This is a genomic window from Winslowiella toletana (assembly GCF_017875465.1).
Classification (GTDB): domain Bacteria; phylum Pseudomonadota; class Gammaproteobacteria; order Enterobacterales; family Enterobacteriaceae; genus Erwinia; species Erwinia toletana.
In genome coordinates this window covers 3,401,697-3,419,925 of the sequence record NZ_JAGGMQ010000001.1, presented here as the reverse complement: position 1 = coordinate 3,419,925, position 18,229 = coordinate 3,401,697, and the positions used below count along the sequence as shown (strand labels likewise).

At 50.6% G+C, this 18,229-nt stretch carries 16 protein-coding genes; 6 read left to right on the top strand and 10 right to left on the bottom strand.

Annotated elements, in window-relative coordinates; all coding sequences use genetic code 11:
• The first annotated feature begins 32 nt into the window (after positions 1 to 32).
• From J2125_RS15785 to proS, 4 genes are all read left to right on the top strand, one after another.
• Positions 33 to 848: a MetQ/NlpA family lipoprotein gene (locus J2125_RS15785; protein WP_017800331.1), complete on the top strand. Its 816-nt coding sequence runs from the start codon at positions 33 to 35 to the stop codon at positions 846 to 848.
• 150 nt (positions 849 to 998) lie between these two features.
• Positions 999 to 1,406, top strand: a complete 408-nt coding sequence (rcsF, locus tag J2125_RS15780) for an Rcs stress response system protein RcsF (RefSeq protein ID WP_017800332.1) — start codon at positions 999 to 1,001, stop codon at positions 1,404 to 1,406.
• The gene (gene tsaA, locus J2125_RS15775; protein ID WP_017800333.1) at positions 1,403 to 2,110 is read left to right on the top strand and encodes a tRNA (N6-threonylcarbamoyladenosine(37)-N6)-methyltransferase TrmO; all 708 of its coding nucleotides are present in this window, start codon (positions 1,403 to 1,405) and stop codon (positions 2,108 to 2,110) included. The genes rcsF and tsaA overlap by 4 nt, the downstream gene beginning before the upstream one ends.
• Positions 2,111 to 2,219: 109 nt before the next feature.
• Positions 2,220 to 3,938 (top strand): proline--tRNA ligase, encoded by a 1,719-nt coding sequence (gene proS, locus J2125_RS15770; protein WP_017800334.1) that lies wholly within the window; start codon positions 2,220 to 2,222, stop codon positions 3,936 to 3,938.
• 49 nt (positions 3,939 to 3,987) lie between these two features.
• On the opposite strand, the gene J2125_RS15765 is transcribed toward proS, so the two are convergent.
• The 3 genes from J2125_RS15765 to J2125_RS15755 all read right to left on the bottom strand — a co-directional run bounded on the left by J2125_RS15765 (position 3,988) and on the right by J2125_RS15755 (position 7,159).
• Entirely contained in the window at positions 3,988 to 5,907 is a 1,920-nt protein-coding gene (locus tag J2125_RS15765; protein WP_017800335.1) for a M48 family metallopeptidase, read from the bottom strand.
• 290 nt (positions 5,908 to 6,197) lie between these two features.
• Positions 6,198 to 6,608 (bottom strand): alternative ribosome rescue aminoacyl-tRNA hydrolase ArfB, encoded by a 411-nt coding sequence (gene arfB / locus J2125_RS15760; protein WP_017800336.1) that lies wholly within the window; start codon positions 6,606 to 6,608, stop codon positions 6,198 to 6,200.
• Positions 6,605 to 7,159, bottom strand: a complete 555-nt coding sequence (locus J2125_RS15755) for a YaeQ family protein (protein ID WP_017800337.1) — start codon at positions 7,157 to 7,159, stop codon at positions 6,605 to 6,607. The genes arfB and J2125_RS15755 overlap by 4 nt, the downstream gene beginning before the upstream one ends.
• Positions 7,160 to 7,293: 134 nt before the next feature.
• On the opposite strand from J2125_RS15755, the gene J2125_RS15750 reads away from it, so the two are divergent.
• Positions 7,294 to 7,494: a YaeP family protein gene (locus tag J2125_RS15750; RefSeq protein ID WP_017800338.1), complete on the top strand. Its 201-nt coding sequence runs from the start codon at positions 7,294 to 7,296 to the stop codon at positions 7,492 to 7,494.
• Positions 7,481 to 7,744: a Rho-binding antiterminator gene (gene rof, locus J2125_RS15745; RefSeq protein ID WP_017800339.1), complete on the top strand. Its 264-nt coding sequence runs from the start codon at positions 7,481 to 7,483 to the stop codon at positions 7,742 to 7,744. Before J2125_RS15750 ends, rof begins: the two co-directional genes overlap by 14 nt.
• Positions 7,745 to 7,780: 36 nt before the next feature.
• Here the strand turns inward: rof and J2125_RS15740 are convergent, their stop codons facing one another.
• The 7 genes from J2125_RS15740 to accA form a co-directional block, all read right to left on the bottom strand.
• Complete coding sequence (locus J2125_RS15740; RefSeq protein WP_017800340.1) at positions 7,781 to 8,095, bottom strand: c-type cytochrome; 315 nt, start codon at positions 8,093 to 8,095, stop codon at positions 7,781 to 7,783.
• A gap of 12 nt (positions 8,096 to 8,107) precedes the next feature.
• Positions 8,108 to 9,409 carry a tRNA lysidine(34) synthetase TilS gene (gene tilS, locus J2125_RS15735; RefSeq protein WP_017800341.1) on the bottom strand — a complete coding sequence of 434 codons (1,302 nt, stop codon included), beginning with the start codon at positions 9,407 to 9,409 and terminating at the stop codon, positions 8,108 to 8,110.
• Between the two features lie 47 nt (positions 9,410 to 9,456).
• Positions 9,457 to 9,846 carry a VOC family protein gene (locus tag J2125_RS15730; protein WP_017800342.1) on the bottom strand — a complete coding sequence of 130 codons (390 nt, stop codon included), beginning with the start codon at positions 9,844 to 9,846 and terminating at the stop codon, positions 9,457 to 9,459.
• Positions 9,847 to 9,923: 77 nt separating this feature from the next.
• Positions 9,924 to 12,068: a lysine decarboxylase LdcC gene (locus J2125_RS15725; RefSeq protein WP_017800343.1), complete on the bottom strand. Its 2,145-nt coding sequence runs from the start codon at positions 12,066 to 12,068 to the stop codon at positions 9,924 to 9,926.
• Between the two features lie 75 nt (positions 12,069 to 12,143).
• Positions 12,144 to 15,647: a hypothetical protein gene (locus J2125_RS15720; protein ID WP_157819436.1), complete on the bottom strand. Its 3,504-nt coding sequence runs from the start codon at positions 15,645 to 15,647 to the stop codon at positions 12,144 to 12,146.
• 243 nt (positions 15,648 to 15,890) lie between these two features.
• Positions 15,891 to 17,021 carry an ABC transporter substrate-binding protein gene (locus tag J2125_RS15715; RefSeq protein WP_017800345.1) on the bottom strand — a complete coding sequence of 377 codons (1,131 nt, stop codon included), beginning with the start codon at positions 17,019 to 17,021 and terminating at the stop codon, positions 15,891 to 15,893.
• Between the two features lie 238 nt (positions 17,022 to 17,259).
• The gene (accA, locus tag J2125_RS15710; RefSeq protein WP_017800346.1) at positions 17,260 to 18,219 is read right to left on the bottom strand and encodes an acetyl-CoA carboxylase carboxyl transferase subunit alpha; all 960 of its coding nucleotides are present in this window, start codon (positions 18,217 to 18,219) and stop codon (positions 17,260 to 17,262) included.
• Between the last annotated feature and the right edge of the window lie 10 nt (positions 18,220 to 18,229).

The window sequence follows — 18,229 nt, the reverse complement described above, 5'->3', positions numbered from 1 at the left end:
AGCAACATCAATTTCATTTTGAAGGAACGGATATGTCTTTTAAATTAAAAACTCTTGCCGCTGTGGGTGCGCTGATTGGTTCACTGGCGCTGGCTGGTTGTGGTCAGGAAGAGAAAGATCCAAACCACATTAAAGTGGGTGTGATTGTCGGCGCTGAACAGCAGGTTGCTGAAATCGCGCAGAAAGTGGCGAAAGAGAAATACGGTCTGGATGTTGAGCTGGTCACCTTTAACGACTACGTGCTGCCAAACGAAGCGCTGAGCAAAGGCGACATCGACGTTAACGCCTTCCAGCACAAACCGTATCTGGATCAGCAGATCAAAGATCGCGGCTATAAACTGGTGTCAGTCGGCAACAGCTTTGTTTATCCAATCGCGGGCTACTCCAGAAAGATCAAATCACTGGATGAACTGCAGGAAGGCGCTCAGGTCGCCATTCCTAACGACCCAACCAATCTTGGCCGTAGCCTGCTGCTGCTGCAGAAACAGGGTCTGATCAAACTGAAAGACGGTGTTGGCCTGCTGCCAACCGTGCTGGATGTCACTGAGAACCCGAAAAAACTGAAGCTGGTTGAGCTGGAAGCCCCACAGCTGCCACGCTCTCTGGACGATCAGCAAATTGCCCTGGCGGTCATCAACACCACTTATGCCAGCCAGATTGGCCTGACCCCAGCCAAAGACGGCATCTTTGTTGAAGACAAAGATTCACCTTACGTTAACCTGATCGTGGCGCGCGAAGATAATAAAGACGCGGAAAACGTGAAGAAATTCGTTCAGGCTTATCAGTCAGACGAAGTAAATGACGCGGCGAACAAAATCTTTAACGGTGGCGCAGTGAAAGGCTGGTAATCTCCTGCCTTAATGCACATCAACTGAGGGCGACGGCAACGTCGCCCTTATTTTTTCGTCGTCAGGCCAGCGCCATCCTGCTTAGTCGCTTGTCATTTCCACCATAGCTTGCTTCAATAACGCCACTTTTATCAACATGAGGATTGTCACATGCGTGTTATACCGCTCTGTTTGTTAGCGCTGTCGCTGACAGGGTGTTCACTGCTGCACAAGTCGCCAGAACCGATTCGCAGCTCAACCACGCAATCGACGCCGACTGAACCCGCGCGCACCAAGCCTGCTCCACGCCCGTCGCCGGTAAAACTGTATACCAATGCTGAAGATCTGATTAGCAAGCCGTTCCGTGATTTAGGCGAAGTATCGGGTGATGATTGTCAAAGCAGCACGCAGGACTCTCCGCCGAATATCAATACTGCGCGTAAAAGATTGCAGATCCGGGCTTCCGGCATGAAAGCGAATGCGGTACTGCTGCATAAGTGTGAGATCGTTACTGCGACTCAGGGTTGTTATCGTCAGGCCATCTGCCAGGGCTCGGCGCTGAAAGTCTCCGATCAATGACCGCTTTTTCCTTCGAGCAAATCGGTGTTATCCGTTCCCCCTGGAAGGAAAAATTTGCTGTTCCACGCCAGCCGGGCCTGATTCAGGACGGCGGCGGCGAGCTGCATCTGCTGGCGCCCTACAATCAGGCTGAAGCTGTGCGCGGCCTGCAAGACTTCAGCCATCTGTGGTTACTGTTTATCTTTCATCAGACCATGGCAGGCGGCTGGCGTCCGACGGTCAGACCGCCACGGCTCGGCGGTAATGCGCGCATGGGCGTATTTGCCACCCGATCCACCTTTCGTCCTAATCCGGTCGGCATGTCGCTGGTTGAACTGCTGGATATCCGCTGCGAAAAAAATGCGGTGATTTTGCAGCTTGGCAGCCTTGACCTGGTTGATGGCACGCCGGTTGTCGATATCAAACCCTATCTGCCGTTTGCTGAAGCGCTGCCGGATGCCCGCGCCGGATTTGCCCGGCATGCGCCTGAAGCCGATATGCCGGTGTGTTTCTCGCCCGCCGCGCAGCAACAGATTGCCGCCCAACAGCGATACTATCCGCACCTGGAGCGTTTTATTGCCCAGGTGCTGGCGCAGGATCCGCGTCCCGCTTATCGCAAAGGCGAGGAGCCGGATCGTGAATATGCCGTCTGGTTGCTGACGTTTAACGTCCGCTGGCGCGTCACCGCCGCCGGAACCGAGGTAATTGCCGTCGATCCACGCTAATATATTGCCCGCTTTACTTTTGAGGATTCAGACTCGCTGGTACACTAACCGCCAGTGTTTCAGGTCAGTTTACTTTTGATAGCTTTCCGCTTAATGGAATCGTAACAACATGCGTACTACTCAATATCTGCTCTCCACGCAAAAGGAGACGCCTGCCGACGCCGAAGTCATTAGCCATCAGCTAATGCTGCGCGCCGGGATGATCCGCAAGCTGGCTTCCGGTCTTTATACCTGGTTGCCCACCGGTTTGCGCGTACTGAAGAAAGTCGAAAACATCGTGCGCGACGAGATGAACAACGCCGGTGCCATTGAGATCTCCATGCCGGTGGTGCAACCCGCCGACTTGTGGCAGGAAAGTGGACGTTGGGAACAGTATGGCCCTGAGCTGCTGCGTTTTGTCGATCGTGGCGAGCGCCCGTTTGTGCTGGGTCCAACTCATGAAGAGGTGATCACCGACCTGATTCGTAATGAGCTGAGCTCTTACAAACAGCTGCCGTTGAACCTGTTCCAGATCCAGACCAAATTCCGTGACGAAGTGCGCCCGCGCTTTGGCGTCATGCGCTCACGCGAGTTCATTATGAAAGATGCTTACTCGTTCCATACCACTCAGGAGTCGCTGCAGGAAACTTACGATACGATGTATCGTGCCTACAGCCAGAGCTTCAGCCGTATGGGGCTGGATTTCCGTGCGGTGCAGGCGGATACCGGTTCTATCGGTGGCAGCGCGTCGCATGAGTTCCAGGTGCTGGCGAACAGCGGCGAAGACGACATTATCTTCTCTACCGATTCCGACTATGCGGCGAATATTGAGCTGGCGGAAGCGATTGCTCCTGCAGGCGAACGTCCGGCGCCGACGCAGGAAATGCGTGAAATTGATACGCCAGAGGCGAAAACCATCGCTGCGCTGGTTGAGCAGTTTAATCTGCCAATTGAGAAGACGGTGAAAACGCTGCTGGTTAAAGCAACCAAAGAGAGTGGCCATGCACTGGTTGCCCTGCTGGTTCGCGGCGATCACGAGCTGAACGAAGTTAAAGCGGAAAAAATCGCTGCGGTAGCGGCGCCGCTGACTTTTGCCAGCGAAGAAGAGATCCGCGCTGTGCTGGGCGCAGGTCCGGGTTCACTCGGGCCGGTTGGCCTGTCGCTGCCGATTGTTGCCGATCGCACCGTCGCCAAAATGAGCGACTTCAGCGCTGGTGCCAATGTTGACGGTAAGCACTTCACCGGCATCAACTGGTTGCGCGATCTGCCAGAAGCCGAAGTTGCTGATATCCGTAACGTGGTGGAAGGCGATGCCAGCCCGGACGGTAAAGGTACGCTGCTGATCAAACGCGGTATCGAAGTCGGTCATATTTTCCAGCTCGGCACCAAATACTCTGAAGCGATGAAGGCATCGGTTCAGGGTGAAGATGGCCGTAACCAGGTGATGACCATGGGTTGCTACGGTATTGGCATCAGCCGTATTGTTGCTGCCGCTATTGAGCAGAACCACGACGATCGCGGTATTATCTGGCCTGCGGCGCTGGCGCCTTTCCAGGTAGCGATTCTGCCAATGAACATGCATAAGTCGTTCCGGGTGAAAGATGTGGCGGAAGAGCTGTATAACACCCTGCGCGCGAAAGGCATCGATGTCATTCTGGACGACCGTAAAGAGCGTCCGGGCGTGATGTTTGCCGATATGGAACTGATTGGCGTGCCGCATACTATCGTAATTGGCGATCGTAACCTCGACAGCGAAGAGATTGAGTATAAAGCGCGTCGTGAAGGCGAAAAGCGAATGATTAAAACCGCTGAAATCGTTGATTTCCTGGTGGCTGAACTGGCGAAGTAAGCCCGTCCGGCAGTAAAAAACCACCGCCTGCGCGGTGGTTTTTTTTATGTCAGTTTTGAGTTACCGCGGCCTGTTGCTGCTCATGCGCCTGCTGAACACGCATACTCTGGTGACGATTCCAGTAAAGGCCGAAGGTCTGATTAAAGGCTTCGATCTCCTTTTTGATTCCCGGCAGACGGATGGTCGTACGCTTTTTACCTTGGGCATTTGGCTGATGATGGTGCAGGTAGATAATATCAGTACCAAAGCGGCGCACGTGGTTCACACTTTTAATGTTATCCCACTCCAGCAGCTCATCGCTTTGCGGTGGCACAATGCCACGATAGCTAATGGCGACCTGCAAACCGCCTTTCAGCGAATAAGTGACTGGCGGGAAAAATTTCAGCACCAGCGCTGTCTCTTCTTCGCCGACCGGCTCATAGCGCCATGCCAGACTCTCTTCATGCGCCGAAGAAAAATCACGTTCATACTTCTGCCACAGACGCTGCTCAATATCAGTGGCCACCGGCATCAGATCAACCCAGCTCTGCGTCGGAAAGGTGGCGGCAATCGCCGCATAGTTTGCCTCTTCGACCGTATAACCGACGTTGCGCATTCTGTCAGCCAGCGGCGGATGCGAATCAAACGGGTGCGGAACATTTTGCTGGCGCATCATGCCAATAAAGTCCGGCGAACTGACATGCTCTGGCAGACCGGCGGCAATCGCATTACGGATGCCCAGTTCATTCTGATGCTGCGTGTTATGCTCAAACAGCGTCTGTTCGACCTCACCACGGTAACTGGCATAGGCGGAGATTTTAATCAGTGACTCGATAATGGCCGCCGGTGCAATCAGCTTCGCAGCGGTGCGATCGGCAATAAACTCACGCTGACGGCTGTCACGCTGCGCAGCCAGTTCGAATAGCATGCGGTAGAGACAGAGGGGATAGAACACCACCAGCGTCGCCAGGTTTTCACTCATCAGTTGTGTATACTGGTCAAAGCGGTGCAGTTTCGGCCCCAGCAGCGCGCCGGAAGCGGTATCGCCTTCATGCAGATGCGTCAGTTCGTGCACCATAACGCTATCCGCCTGCGCGGTATCCAGCTGACGCAGCAGCGGAATGCTGACATACAGTTTGCGGCCTTTAAGCGGCTGATCATTAACGCTCAGCGGCGCTTCAGTAACGTAAAAGTTAACATCAATTCCGGCGATAATATGGTCTGGCGGCGTGGTGCCGACCTGAGCCGCCAGCGCATCAACCCGCGCCCAGAGTGCCGGTGCCGCCTCGCGCGTAACCACTTCACCTTCTACCCCATCCTCTTTCGGCAGCTTTTTAAAGATGCCCTTAATCATATGGTACATGCCATACAGCACCAGTATGGCCACCAGCAGAATCACTTTCGGGTAATAAGTCTGGGTAAAGAAGGCGGTGCCCCAGAAGGAGAGCCATACCAGCATCGCCCCCTGCACCACCACTTCCAGCGCACTGGCCAGCATCAGGAACTGACGGGCCAGCGTCAGGCTCAGCAGTTGTCCCTTACGGCTGGTAAATGCCAGCGCACTGAACAGCAGCACCAGCAGTAAAATCACTGCACCGGCAATCAGCGTCCAGAAAGCGACCTTATCCATCATATAGAATTGCCACAGCTCGGACTGCTCAGCGCAGACCGCGTGCTGATAATCACGCAGTTCATCCGTAACGGTGCCGCACATGCTGGACGGGGGATTCTGCTGCAGGAAATCTTTCAGTTTGTTAACGTCCTGATTCTGCCCGATGGCATCATCAATAAAGATCTCGCTATACTGCTGGTCAAGCTGACGACTGCCATATTCAGAGAAAACCAGAGTAATCGTCGGGATAAGAAAAAGCGTCACCAGAAGCCAAAGAAATACTTTGGCATATCCTTTTTTCAATGCCTTTAATTCATTCAAAATAATAAACTCGCTAAATGTCTGTTGGCGGACAAAGCTGCTTATATCAGGCAACAAAAGAGGTCATATCTACCGGTATACAGGGAGGGGAATGGCGGCGAGATCCTTCTCTTGTGTGCATCAGCTTTATAAAATTAATAATTTCAGTGCGACTTAATAAGACAATATTTTTTAATAGCAGGCAATAGCGAAAAGCTTATTTCAGTGTAATTATGCTTAACAAACATATTCCCACCGCTGCCGGAGGGTTATTTCCTGCAGCGATAATAATAATTTGGCTTAAGTTGAATCGTTTCCGCTAATTAACTACTGCGGTTTATCCGCTCTGATATGCCGCGCAAGACCGCTTAACGCACCTTGCCGCGCAGGGTTTTGGTCGCTGCTTTTCGCGCTTTACCCTCCAGCCGCCGTTTACGTGATGCCATCGTCGGACGCGTGGCGCGCCGGGTTTTCTCCACCACGGTTAATTCATTAATCAGATTTTCCAGCCGCTTTAACGCCGCTTCGCGATTCAGCTCCTGGCTGCGATACTCCTGCGCTTTGATAATCACCACGCCATCTGGCGTAATCAGATGGTGACTGGCCGCCAGCAGGCGCTCTTTATAAAATTCCGGCAGTGACGACGCACGGATATCAAAGCGTAAATGAATAGCGGTTGAACTCTTATTCACATGCTGGCCACCGGCACCCTGCGCACGAATGGCGGTAATTTCTAATTCAGCATCGCTGATGGTCGCATTACGTGAAAGAACAATCATGGTGCTTTGCCATTAATCAGCCAGTCAGTAAAACGCACTTCCAGATGATTTTGCTCGTCAGAAAGCCAGATGGTGCCATCCTGGATGGTGGCCTGCAGCGTCATACTGCGTGAAGCGAAAGCCGTCAGCGCCGCCAGCATCGCATCGTCAATAAAGCGCACCGTCAGATTATCCTGCTGCGACAACTTGCTCTGGTTCTGCTGCCACCAGATCTGCGCAGCGCGCGCGGTGTAAGTATATAAAAATACGCTGGCGGAGCGATTGCAGGCTCTTTTAATCCGGCGCTCTTCAGGCAGGCCTAAATCAATCCACTCTTCGATGCCGTTATGGTCATTCAGTCGCCAGATTTCTGGCTCATCCTCAGCACTCAGGCCGCGAGTAAATTGCAGGCGCTCACCGGCATGGCATAACCACGCCAGAAGCCGCAGCATCAGGCGTTCTTCGGTCTCCGATGGATGACGCGCCAGCGTCAGGCTGCTGTCGAGAAAAACGTTGCGATCCATATCCGCGACATTAACGTTGGCTTTGTAAATCGTTGCTTTAAGTGCCATGAGATCCCTTATTATCAGATAGTGCATTGTAACGCGCCGCGGCAGCAAATCACCCTGCTGTGGGCTGATTTCACGTAAAAGCCTGTGCTATAGTCGCTTACTAGCCAGAGGGTTATGCTCTGAAGGAGGTGCATGTGCAAAAGTATTGTGAATTAGTTCGCCGCAAATATGCTGAGATAGGCAGCGGCGATCTTGGATACGTGCCGGACGCGATAGGTTGCGTGTTAAAAGCACTGGACGAGATAGCTGCTAATAGTGAGCTAAACTCTTCTGTCAGGGAACAAGCAGCTTTTGCTGCTGCAAACTTATTGGTGAGCGATTATGTTGACGAATGAAGCGTACAAACCGATCAATTGTGACGACTACGATAACCTCGAGCTCGCCTGCCAAAGTAACTGGACACTGTCGCTGGAACTGAAAAACGGCGAACAGCTCAGCGCGAAGGCCACCGATATGGTGATGCGAAAAAACATCGAATATCTGGTAATCGAGCTAACTGGCGAACAGCGCGAACTGCGGCTGGATCATATTGCCAGTTTCAGCCACCCAAAGCTGGGAACGGTTGTCGTCAGCGAATCTGACTGATTTTGCGGGCGGAAGGACTCTTCCGCCCCTGCCTCTTCAGGGCTTCAGACTGCCATAGTAAGCCGACAAATCCGCAATATCCTGCTCGCTTAATCCCGCCACAAACGCCTTCATCACTTCTGCCTGCCCGCCACTACGATCGCCTTTTTTGTACGCCTGTAACGCATGCGCCAGATAGGCGCTGTTCTGTCCGGCGAGATTGGGATAGAGCGGCACTGCAGCTTTGCCTTTCGCGCCATGGCAGGCCTGGCAGCTGGTCGATTTTTGCTGACCCGCGGCGACATCCCCTGCGGCCAGTGCCGGCGCCGTGCTGATGGCCAGCCACAGCAACCCGATATATTTATAGATCATTGCTCTCTCTGCTTAGGGTTTCAGCCAGCTGATACGCCAGCTTTTGTTATCGGTGATACGGCCTTCGTGGGTGACAAATACGCCCAGCGCAGCAATCAATTTTTCGCCATAAAACAGCAGCGGCGTACGCTCGCGCTGCCAGACCGGGACAGCAAACTCCTGCCACAACTTTTTGATCGCCCGGCTACCGGCGCGGCCCACAATATGAAAATCACCCTGTGCATAAAAACGGATCGTCACCACGTCATCCGCGCGCGGTTGACGCAGTTCAATACCCTGCGGGTCGATGCACAGCGTACCAAGCTGCTGCGGCAGCAGCAGGGGCTGCCACGGGCTTTGCCAGGCAATAACGCAGTCACGCAATGAAGGATAGAGCGGCAGCCAGTAAATGGCCTGGCGATAACGGCGGATTTGGTGATTTCCCAGCCGCAGACAAGGTGAGGCATCTTCACGGCTGTCGATAACCTCATGCCAGATACGCTGCACAGCGTCGCGTGACGGCATCTGACCGCCCTGTGCGCTAATCCAGCGCCGCAGTAGCGCATTACGCCGCGCCTCGCTGAGTGGCTGTAGCGGTGCGATAAGCAGTGAGCCATCCGTCTGCATCATCGCAGCCAGCGATTCGGCCAGTAGCTCATCCAGTAACTGTTCCTGCTCGCCACAGAGCGCGGCGCTGCGTGCGGAGGCTTGGGCAAAGTGCGGCCAGCGCTGATGCAGCAATGGCAGCACCTGCTGACGCAGGAAGTTACGGTCATAACGCAGATCCTGATTACTCTCGTCTTCGATCCAGCTTAACTGATGCTGCTGCGCCCACTGCTCCAGCTGCCCGCGCGTCTGAGTCAGTAACGGGCGCAGTAACAGGTTTTCCCCCAGCGTCAGTCGCGCCGGCATCGCCGCCAGCCCGGCGGGACCACTGCCGCGCTTCAGCGCTAACAGCAACGTCTCGCACTGATCATCAAGATGCTGCGCGGTCAGCAGTGTTTCTCCTGGTTGCAGATGGCGACGAAAAGCGGCATAGCGCGCGCTGCGCGCCGCCGCTTCAATCCCCTGCTCACGGCCATCCACCGCAACATGCTCAGTCAGTAAAGGCAGCTGCCACTCAGCACACTGCTGCTGACAATGCAGCTGCCAGCTGTCGGCAAAAGGACTCAACCCGTGATGAATATGAATCGCGCGCAGTTGCAAATTCGGATGGCTGATGCGCAGTTGCACCAGCTGATGCAGCAATACGGTCGAATCCAGGCCGCCACTGTAGGCCACCAGCAGACGAGAATGCCCGGCAAGCTGTGCGTCAAGACTGGAAAGCGGTGGCATAGCGATAGCGACGACCTCGGATAACCCGGTGAAAGTAAGCGGGTATTCTACGCCTGATACAGTTCCAGCGGCAAACCATCAGGATCGTTAAAAAAGGTGAAGCGTTTGCCGGTCAGCGGATCGACACGAACCGGCTCACAAACCACACCGCTCTGCGCCAGCTGAGCAAAGGCATCATCGATATCATCAACGCTAAACGCCAGATGACGCAGGCCACAAGCTTCCGGATGACTGACGCGCGCCGGCGGTTGCGGAAAGGAGAACAGCTCGATGGTGTAATGACCATTCAGCGCCAGATCCCCTTTCCATGAATCGCGTGCAGCGCGGTAGATCTCATCAATAAGCGTGAAGCCGAGAATGTCGCAGTAAAAGGCTTTGCTACGCTGATAGTCGGTGGCAATGATGGCGATATGGTGAACCAGCTTTAATCCCAGCATAGTGATTTCCTGATTGAGACATGTTGCTGGCACCATACCCGTAGCTGGCGCCAGCAACAAGGGGAGGAAATCCGGATTCAGCTGACCGGATCCTTCAGCACCCGCACCAGATAACGTCCCTCTTCGGTCAGTTTTGCGCCATGAATATCGGTTTCAAAGCCTGGATAGTGCTCGCCAATGGTACAGAGCATCAGCAGGAAATCGAGCACCGCGCGGCTCCCGGCGGTAATCATCTCGCCCGGCATCACCAGCGGCACGCCTGGAGGATATGGCAGGATCATATTGGCGGAAACGCGCCCCACCAGCTGACCGATATCGACAGTTTCCACATTGCCTTTAACCTGCTGCTGGAACATCTGATGCGGGGTCATTTTCATTTCCGGCAACACATCAAAAGCCTGCAACATCAGCCGCGGCAGATCATGCTGACGGATCAGGGTATGGATCCCCTGCGCCAGCGTCTGGATACGCATATTGCGATAAAAGTCAGGATCTTCGGCATAGAGATCCGGCAACATGTTCTGTACCCGCAGATTAAGATCGTAAGCACGTTTAAACTCGGTCAGGCCGCGCAGCAGGCTCATCGCCTTGGTTTTGTCGATGCCGATGCTGAACAGAAACAGCAGATTGTATGGGCCGGTCTTTTCCACTACTACGCCGCGCTCATCAAGGAATTTCGCCACCAGCGCCGCCGGGATCCCCTCATCGGCCATAATCCCCTGCTCGCTCATCCCCGGCGTAAGAATGGTGACTTTGATCGGATCGAGATACATATGATCGTGATCGGCATCGGTAAAGCCGTGCCAGTCATCACCTGGCGCTATCGGCCAGCAGTCGGCCTCATCCACTGCTTCCGGTTGCCAGATATCAAAGAACCAGCTGTCACTCTCTTCGCGCAGCCGCTGTACTTCACGACGGAAATGCAGCGCGCGCTCTACCGAACGATTAATCAGGCGCTTGCCGGGATTGCCGCGCAGCATCGCCGCCGCGGTTTCAATCGAGGCGACAATCGCATAGTTCGGCGAGGTGGTGGTATGCATCATGTAGGCTTCGTTAAACGTCTGCTCGTCGTAGTCGCCTTTAATATGAATCAGTGACGCCTGTGAAAACGCCGCCAGCAGTTTATGCGTCGACTGGGTTTCATAAATCACTTTCCCCGGCGTGCGTTCGCCGCTCATACCGCTTTTACCGGCATAAATCGGATGGAAATTGGTATAGGGCACCCAGGCGGAATCAAAGTGAATCGACGGCACATCCAGCGTCTGCTTAATAAATTGCGTATTATACAGCAGGCCATCATAGGTGGAGTTGGTAATTACCGCATGTACCGGCCAGCTGGCACACGGGGTCGAGGCCACCTTTTGCGCAATGCTGTCGCGACGGAACTCTTTCTGCGGGATGCCGCCAAGAATACCCAGTGGATTGCGCGTCGGCTTCAGCCAGATTGGCACAATATCGCTCATCATCAGTAAATGCGTCAGAGACTTATGGCAGTTACGGTCAATCAGCACCGTGCTGCCCGCCGGTGCCGCATACATGCCAACAATTTTATTCGAGGTCGAGGTGCCGTTGGTCACCATATAACTCTGCTCAGCGCCAAAGGTGCGCGCCACATACTCCTCTGCTTCCAGATGCGGGCCGGTATGATCGAGCAGCGAACCCAGTTCAGTAACGGAAATCGAAATATCGGCCTTCAGGGTGTTGGCGCCAAAGAAGTCATAAAACAGCGTGCCAACCGGACTTTTCTGGAATGCGGTGCCCGCCATATGGCCGGGGGTGCAGAAGGTGTATTTCCCCTCCTTCACATAAGTAAACAGCGCACGCGTCAGCGGCGGCGTGATGGTTTCAATATATTCGTTGGTGTACTGACGGATACGCTGCGCAATATCATCGGCGGCATTCAGCGCATATTCAAAGAACCACAGTGCCATCCGCATCTCATTGATACTGACGTCCAGCTGCGAGTGGGTGTTGATAAAGGCATACAGCGGCAGGTATTCATTAAGCTGGTTAATTTCACTGCAGAGGTCGAGACTGTATTCATCCCAGTCAAAGATGACGCCGCAAATACGTGAATTGTGCTCAATCAGCTTAACGAGGTCATCGGCATTTTTCGGATAGATTAGCTGGAATCCCTGCGCGCTCAGTGCAGCGTCAAGTTCCCGGATCGGTTGGTCTTTATAGAAAACGTCGTGCGGTCCCATAATGGCGATGATATTCAATGCGAATCTCCTGGTAAATTTATAGCCAGCGATAAGCATAGCGGATCGACACGATGCAGTGAAAAAAAGAAAATTTTATAAATCTGTAAGTTCGTTCGCCTGCAATCGACGACATTTTGCATGCGGATTATTTATTATCGTATCTATTTCCTCCTTAGTGTAATATTGGTAATTGTTTATTATTGCATTAATTTCTTTATGATTATACTCACTAAGTAAAATGTAATTATTATTACTTCCTTTAAGCAGTATTATTCTTAAATCAGTTCTTCCTGAATGTTTTGCCTGAATATTCAGGGGTTCAGTTGAAACGCTGTCCACCGCATAGACACGCGATGCTTTGTTAACATTGCCGAGTCGGTGAATACGTAAAGCACGTGATTTCTCTCCACACATCAGCGAGATAATCCGTTCCTTAGACTTAGGTTCAATGTCATAAATGGATAAACTATCACTTTCACGTATATATACATTTCGCAGTACCGTTTTAGATGATCTATCTTTGGGCCTGACGGCAGCAACTTCACTTGCGGATGATGCATCGTCCTGTTGCACATTTTGGTATCTTTTGCGTATTTTACTATCGGAAGAATCTGCTCTGGAGACTTTTCCCTCCGGTTTAAATACTGGAAAAATCGCTTTATAATTGGCTTCTTTTAAAGTAACAGACCTTAAAGATTCAGATAGTTTATCTAACGATTCTTTATCAAAATCACGGAGCAATGCTTTTAAATCGTTTAGTATAATGGTACTTAGCGCATCAACCCTATTCCCCTGCAGATTTTGCCTTGTTGTATAGAGATTATAGATTTCTTCTAACATATGAATAGAAACAGGAGGGGTTGCCCGCAATAAAGCCAGTATCGAATGGACAGAATGCATATATTGATCAACATTTGAGGTTGATACTGCAGGCGCAGACAACTGCTCCCTGACCATTGTCAGGCATGAAAAAATAAATTTATCGGGATCCTGCTGTAACTGCGAAAAAGTTAGCAACATTGCATGCTGAACTTTTGTCGAAGCTGCAAAAAAACTCCCAGGATTTATCACCCAATCGATGTTTACTTTTATGCCTGCTTCCGCATCAGATTTCCCACCAACAGCAGCAATACATGCCTGGCGAAAAATATCTATTCCAGTAATATTGCTGGTGAAAAAACTGGCCAAAGCCTGACGCTCATCGGCTTCTTCTGTAGTCACCGGCCCAGCGCGATGTTGAAGCGATAATATTGTTTTTTTACCAAGTTCTAAAAATTTATTATATCCTGACTGCTTATAGGGTAGATCTGTTTTTATCTTTGAAAACTCGCGTATAAAATCGTTTTTTTTACCCTTGCGCGTCATTACACTGTAAGCTGCATTCACCAGAAACGGCCGTATGATTTCCTCTTCTTTATCCCGACGAATATAACAAGATGCTTCAATTGTGCGTGAAATAAGGTAAAGGTAATTATCATCACTAATTTTCCCTGCTTCTAACTGGCTGTTCAACATCTTTAATGGTGCAGAAATATTTTTTGCAACACTGATCGGAGCCAGACTATTCGCAATATCGTCCATTAATGCCATAGCGTTTGTGCCATGCCCTTTTTCCAGCAATTTAATTTGGATAAGCGCAATATTTTCAAACAGGTTAAAGTATGGCGCTGGTGATTCTTTTTTGCTGAAATCATTAATTATTGCTTTTAACCGATCGTTTAAAAAATCATAGCCTGATTCACTGTTATTCAAGTTGGCAGAGACAATCCTGTCGATAACCGCTAACTGATGTTTACTGCCTGATAACGAACCAAGCATACCGGTCAAAATTTTGTCAAAATCATTGTTTATAAATACCACATTTTCCAGAAAATCATTCCGTTCCAACCATTTATTTGCCATCTTTGATGACACCACGCCGGTAAATGTATAATCAGTAAGAAAGGTTTGCCATTTTGACTGTTCCTCAACAAGAGGGGGTTCAGATTCACCGATCTTCAGGCATTGCTGGTCATTAATACCCTTCTCTTTAAGATCGAGATAATATTTCCAATATGTGATAAAATTTCTGACCGCGCTTCCTTCTTCGCAACTAAATAAATCCATAGCTCGAGATTCCTCGCAAATTAGTTGCGCTTGATACATGGATAACGCATTTAATCGATCGACTTTTTTTATTTTTGCATTAAACATTTCTTCAAAAATTTTAACACTGTATTCTACCGATAAATTGATTTGCGCCAGGTTAAGGAAGTGTATAAATGCCATTGAATCGCAACCATCATTAGGCCTTTCCAAAAGGATCGTTTTGTAAGCCTTAATGACATCCTCACTCCAGCTGCCGGGAAAATCGAGTGCATTTAGTAAAAGATGTGTCAGCACACGGTCTTGTGGCGCGCCAGATATAGTCATATTAAACCTTAAATCCGCTGACGCAGCAGACATCATTTTCTTAAAATAAACATTAAAATTATTTAGGGTACAGGGAATCAGTGGTCTCAACATCTCAACAATAGTTTCTTTAACCCTCTTAAAATTCCCGCGATAGGAATCCACCGCATTTTCAAACCTTGAATAATAATACATTAGTGTATTTTGTACTGCTTCATCAGTTAAGCGTGTATTTTCTAATTCTTTAAATATTTTCTTGAGTATAAATGGAAAAACCCAGTGTACAGATTGGTTTTTTTCACAGATACCATTTATTACTTGCAAGAATGATTCATTAAAAGATTTAGCCTGTTCTGATGGCATAACTTTTGCCAAAGTATATAAATAAGTCGCAATATCATTATAATGTTTAACCGATTCCCCCAGAGAATTAAGCACATTATTGGTCATCATACTGAGTACTAGTTTGTCAGGTAAACCAATAGTTTCAAGTACAGGAAGTAATAGTTTAAGGGTATCTGCGGGTCGTTGCATAATCTCCGTCGAGAAAGCTTTAAAAAATTCAAGTCTGACGCTGATTGCCTGTGGCGAGGCATTATTACACCGGGCGGCTAACTGACGAAATACAGCATCAACATCACCTTTATTTGCTTCTGTCTCTATCAATTCAAGAAATAATTTACTGCCCTCTGAACTCTGCGCCTGATTGCTCTCTAATCCCTTTTCGGGTTCAATGCTATGAAGCATATAACATAAGGTTTCATTGACATTGCTGCGAGCCGCGATCTTTTTTTTTGCATAATCATGTATCGATGATTTTTTTTTACTGCCTGAAGAACGTAACGCCTCTTGTAATGAAGATAAAGTGATAGCCTTATCATCAATATTATGAGGACTTGATAGTGTATCGGTTAGAAAATGCTGTTGCTGAGGGAACCTTTCCTCAGCCCGCCACGTGCTGAATTGTGGAGGGTCGGGCGGTAAATAGCGTAATGCCGGGGGTGAGAGTGGGCGCTGTTGCAAGGCCGGATATAAGGATGCAGACGGTGAAAATAATGGATCGGATAGAGAGCTTAATTGCAAAGAAGAATTAGTCACTTGCGCCACAGGCATTGACGACGACGGAATGCCGGGGCCAGTCAGTGAAGGAGAATTCTGAGTTATCCTGCCAGGTGCATGAGGCACTATATTAAAGTCATCAGGCATAATTATTCTCCCATATGGCTATGCGATATCCTGTTTGTGTTGTAATGTCCGCTGAGATCACCATCAACACTACAAGCGCTAAACGCATTTTCCTACTTTATTTCGCTGATTTTAGTCCGCCGTAAATGATACAAAATAGGGGGACACCAACAGGTATCCTCCCAGACTATTGGCATTTTAATGGAATACGTTAAGTGCAATTTATGGACTGATCGCCATGCTAAGAGTTCCCCACATCCGGGCTTAGTACGCCGCCGGTAGCGTTACCCAATAACCAGGCTGATAATCGATTGGCAGAAAGCGCTGATGGAACTCACGGAATGTCTTGTCCGGATCGAGATCGTTAAACAGATCAGGATGCATCCACTTGGCTAATTGCTGGATGGCGACAAACTGATACGGGCTGTCATAAAACTGATGCCAGATGGCATGGGCGTGACCGTTGGTCGCCACCGGCAGGGTTTTAAACGCCGAACGCGCCATCAATGCCTGTAAGCGCTGGATAGCGACTTGTTGATCCGCCCCCGGCCCCACGCCAACCCAGCCATTGGCGGTGTTATAGTTTTTCCAGTTCGCACCGGTCACCACCACCACATCAGGACGCGCGGCGATAATCTGCTCCGGATTCAGGGTGCCAAAAGTGCCGGGGATCAAATCCTTAGCAATATTGTCACCGCCAGCCACTTCCACCATGCGACCAAAGTTTTCATCGCCAAATGACATGCAGCACTCTTCGGTGTAACCACCGGCGCGGTCGATCATCACTTTTGGCCGCGGGCCTTTGTACGCTTTCAGACGGTTGATCACCAGATCGATCTGCTGCTGACGGAAATCAATAATCTGCTGAGCGCGTTCGGGTTTATTCACCAGCTGACCCATAATCCGGATGCTCTTTTCCGCATTTTCAAACGGCTTTTCGCGGAAATCAATAAACACCACCGGTATACCGACGCTGGCCAGCTTTTCGATTAATTTCGATTCGTCGGTAGCGGCTTTGGATTCCAGGTTCATCAGCACCAGATCCGGCTTCAGGGTCAGTGCCTGCTCGACATTAAAGGTGCCATCTTTGGCGCCGCCAAAGGTCGGTAATTGAGTGATCTGCGGATATTTCGCTACATAGATCTGGTAGCTGTCAAAATCCGCTTTAGGCAGATCGTCGCGCCAGCCGACCACGCGTTTGAACGGCGCATCGGTGTCAAAAGCCGCCAGCAGATAGATCTGCCGTCCTTCACCTAAAATAATACGTTTTACTTCGGATTTGATTTCGACTTTACGGCCACTGACATCTTCGACCACAAAGGGAGCAGCCAGCGCATTATGCGCCAGCGCCAGTGCGGTCAGTAACACCGCGACGCGACTCCACAGGTATTGCATGATTAACCCCTAAAAGAAAATGATTATTATTATCAAGAAGCACCCGCATCTTATCCGCAGATAAAAGCGACAGCAATCAGTTTCTTAGGGTGACTATTCGGAAAGGGAATCAGACAGGATCAGACATACAAAAATGCCACTTGCCCGTTACGGGTAAGTGGCATTTCGACATGTAAGGGAGCCGTTTTCGGCTCCCTTGGGCGGCGAGAAGCCGCCCCTACAAAGATCGCTGCATCTGTTATGCGTAACCGTAATTCATCAGGCGCTGATAACGACGGTTAAGCAGCTCCTCGGTGTTCAGCACATCAAGATCGGCCAGATCGGCCAGCAGCTGAGCTTTTAAATTCTCAGCCATCTTGAGTGGATCACGGTGCGCTGAACCCAGCGGCTCCGGGATCACCGTATCGATCAGCTTCAGCTCTTTCAGACGTGGTGCAATAATGCCCATCGCTTCAGCGGCCAGCGGCGCTTTTTCAGCGCTTTTCCACAGAATTGACGCACAACCCTCCGGTGAAATCACCGAATAGGTGCTGTACTGCAGCATATTCACTTTGTCGCCAACGCCAATTGCCAGTGCGCCACCGGAACCACCTTCACCAATAACGGTGCAGATAACCGGAATTTTCAGGCCTGACATTTCACGCAGGTTACGGGCAATCGCTTCAGACTGTCCACGCTCTTCCGCACCGACGCCTGGGTAGGCACCCGGAGTGTCGATAAAGGTCAGCAGTGGCATCCTGAAACGCTCGGCCATTTCCATCAGGCGCAGCGCTTTGCGATAGCCTTCTGGCGCCGGCATACCGAAGTTGCGACGAATTTTCTCTTTGGTTTCGCGGCCTTTCTGATGACCAATGATCATCACCGGACGACCGTCCAGACGAGCAATACCACCCACAATCGCTTTATCATCTGCGTAAGCACGATCGCCAGCTAACTCATCAAAGTCGGTAAACACGTTACGGACATAGTCCAGCGTGTATGGACGCAGCGGATGACGCGCTAACTGCGCAATCTGCCATGCCCCCAAATCTGAGAAGATTTTACGTGTCAGTTCAACGCTTTTCTCACGCAGACGCTGCACTTCTTCATCCAGATTAATATCCAGTTTTTCATCCTGACGGCTAACCGCAGTAAGCGAATCAATCTTCGCTTCCAGTTCTGCGATTGGCTGTTCGAAATCCAGGTAATTAAGACTCATAATATTCCTG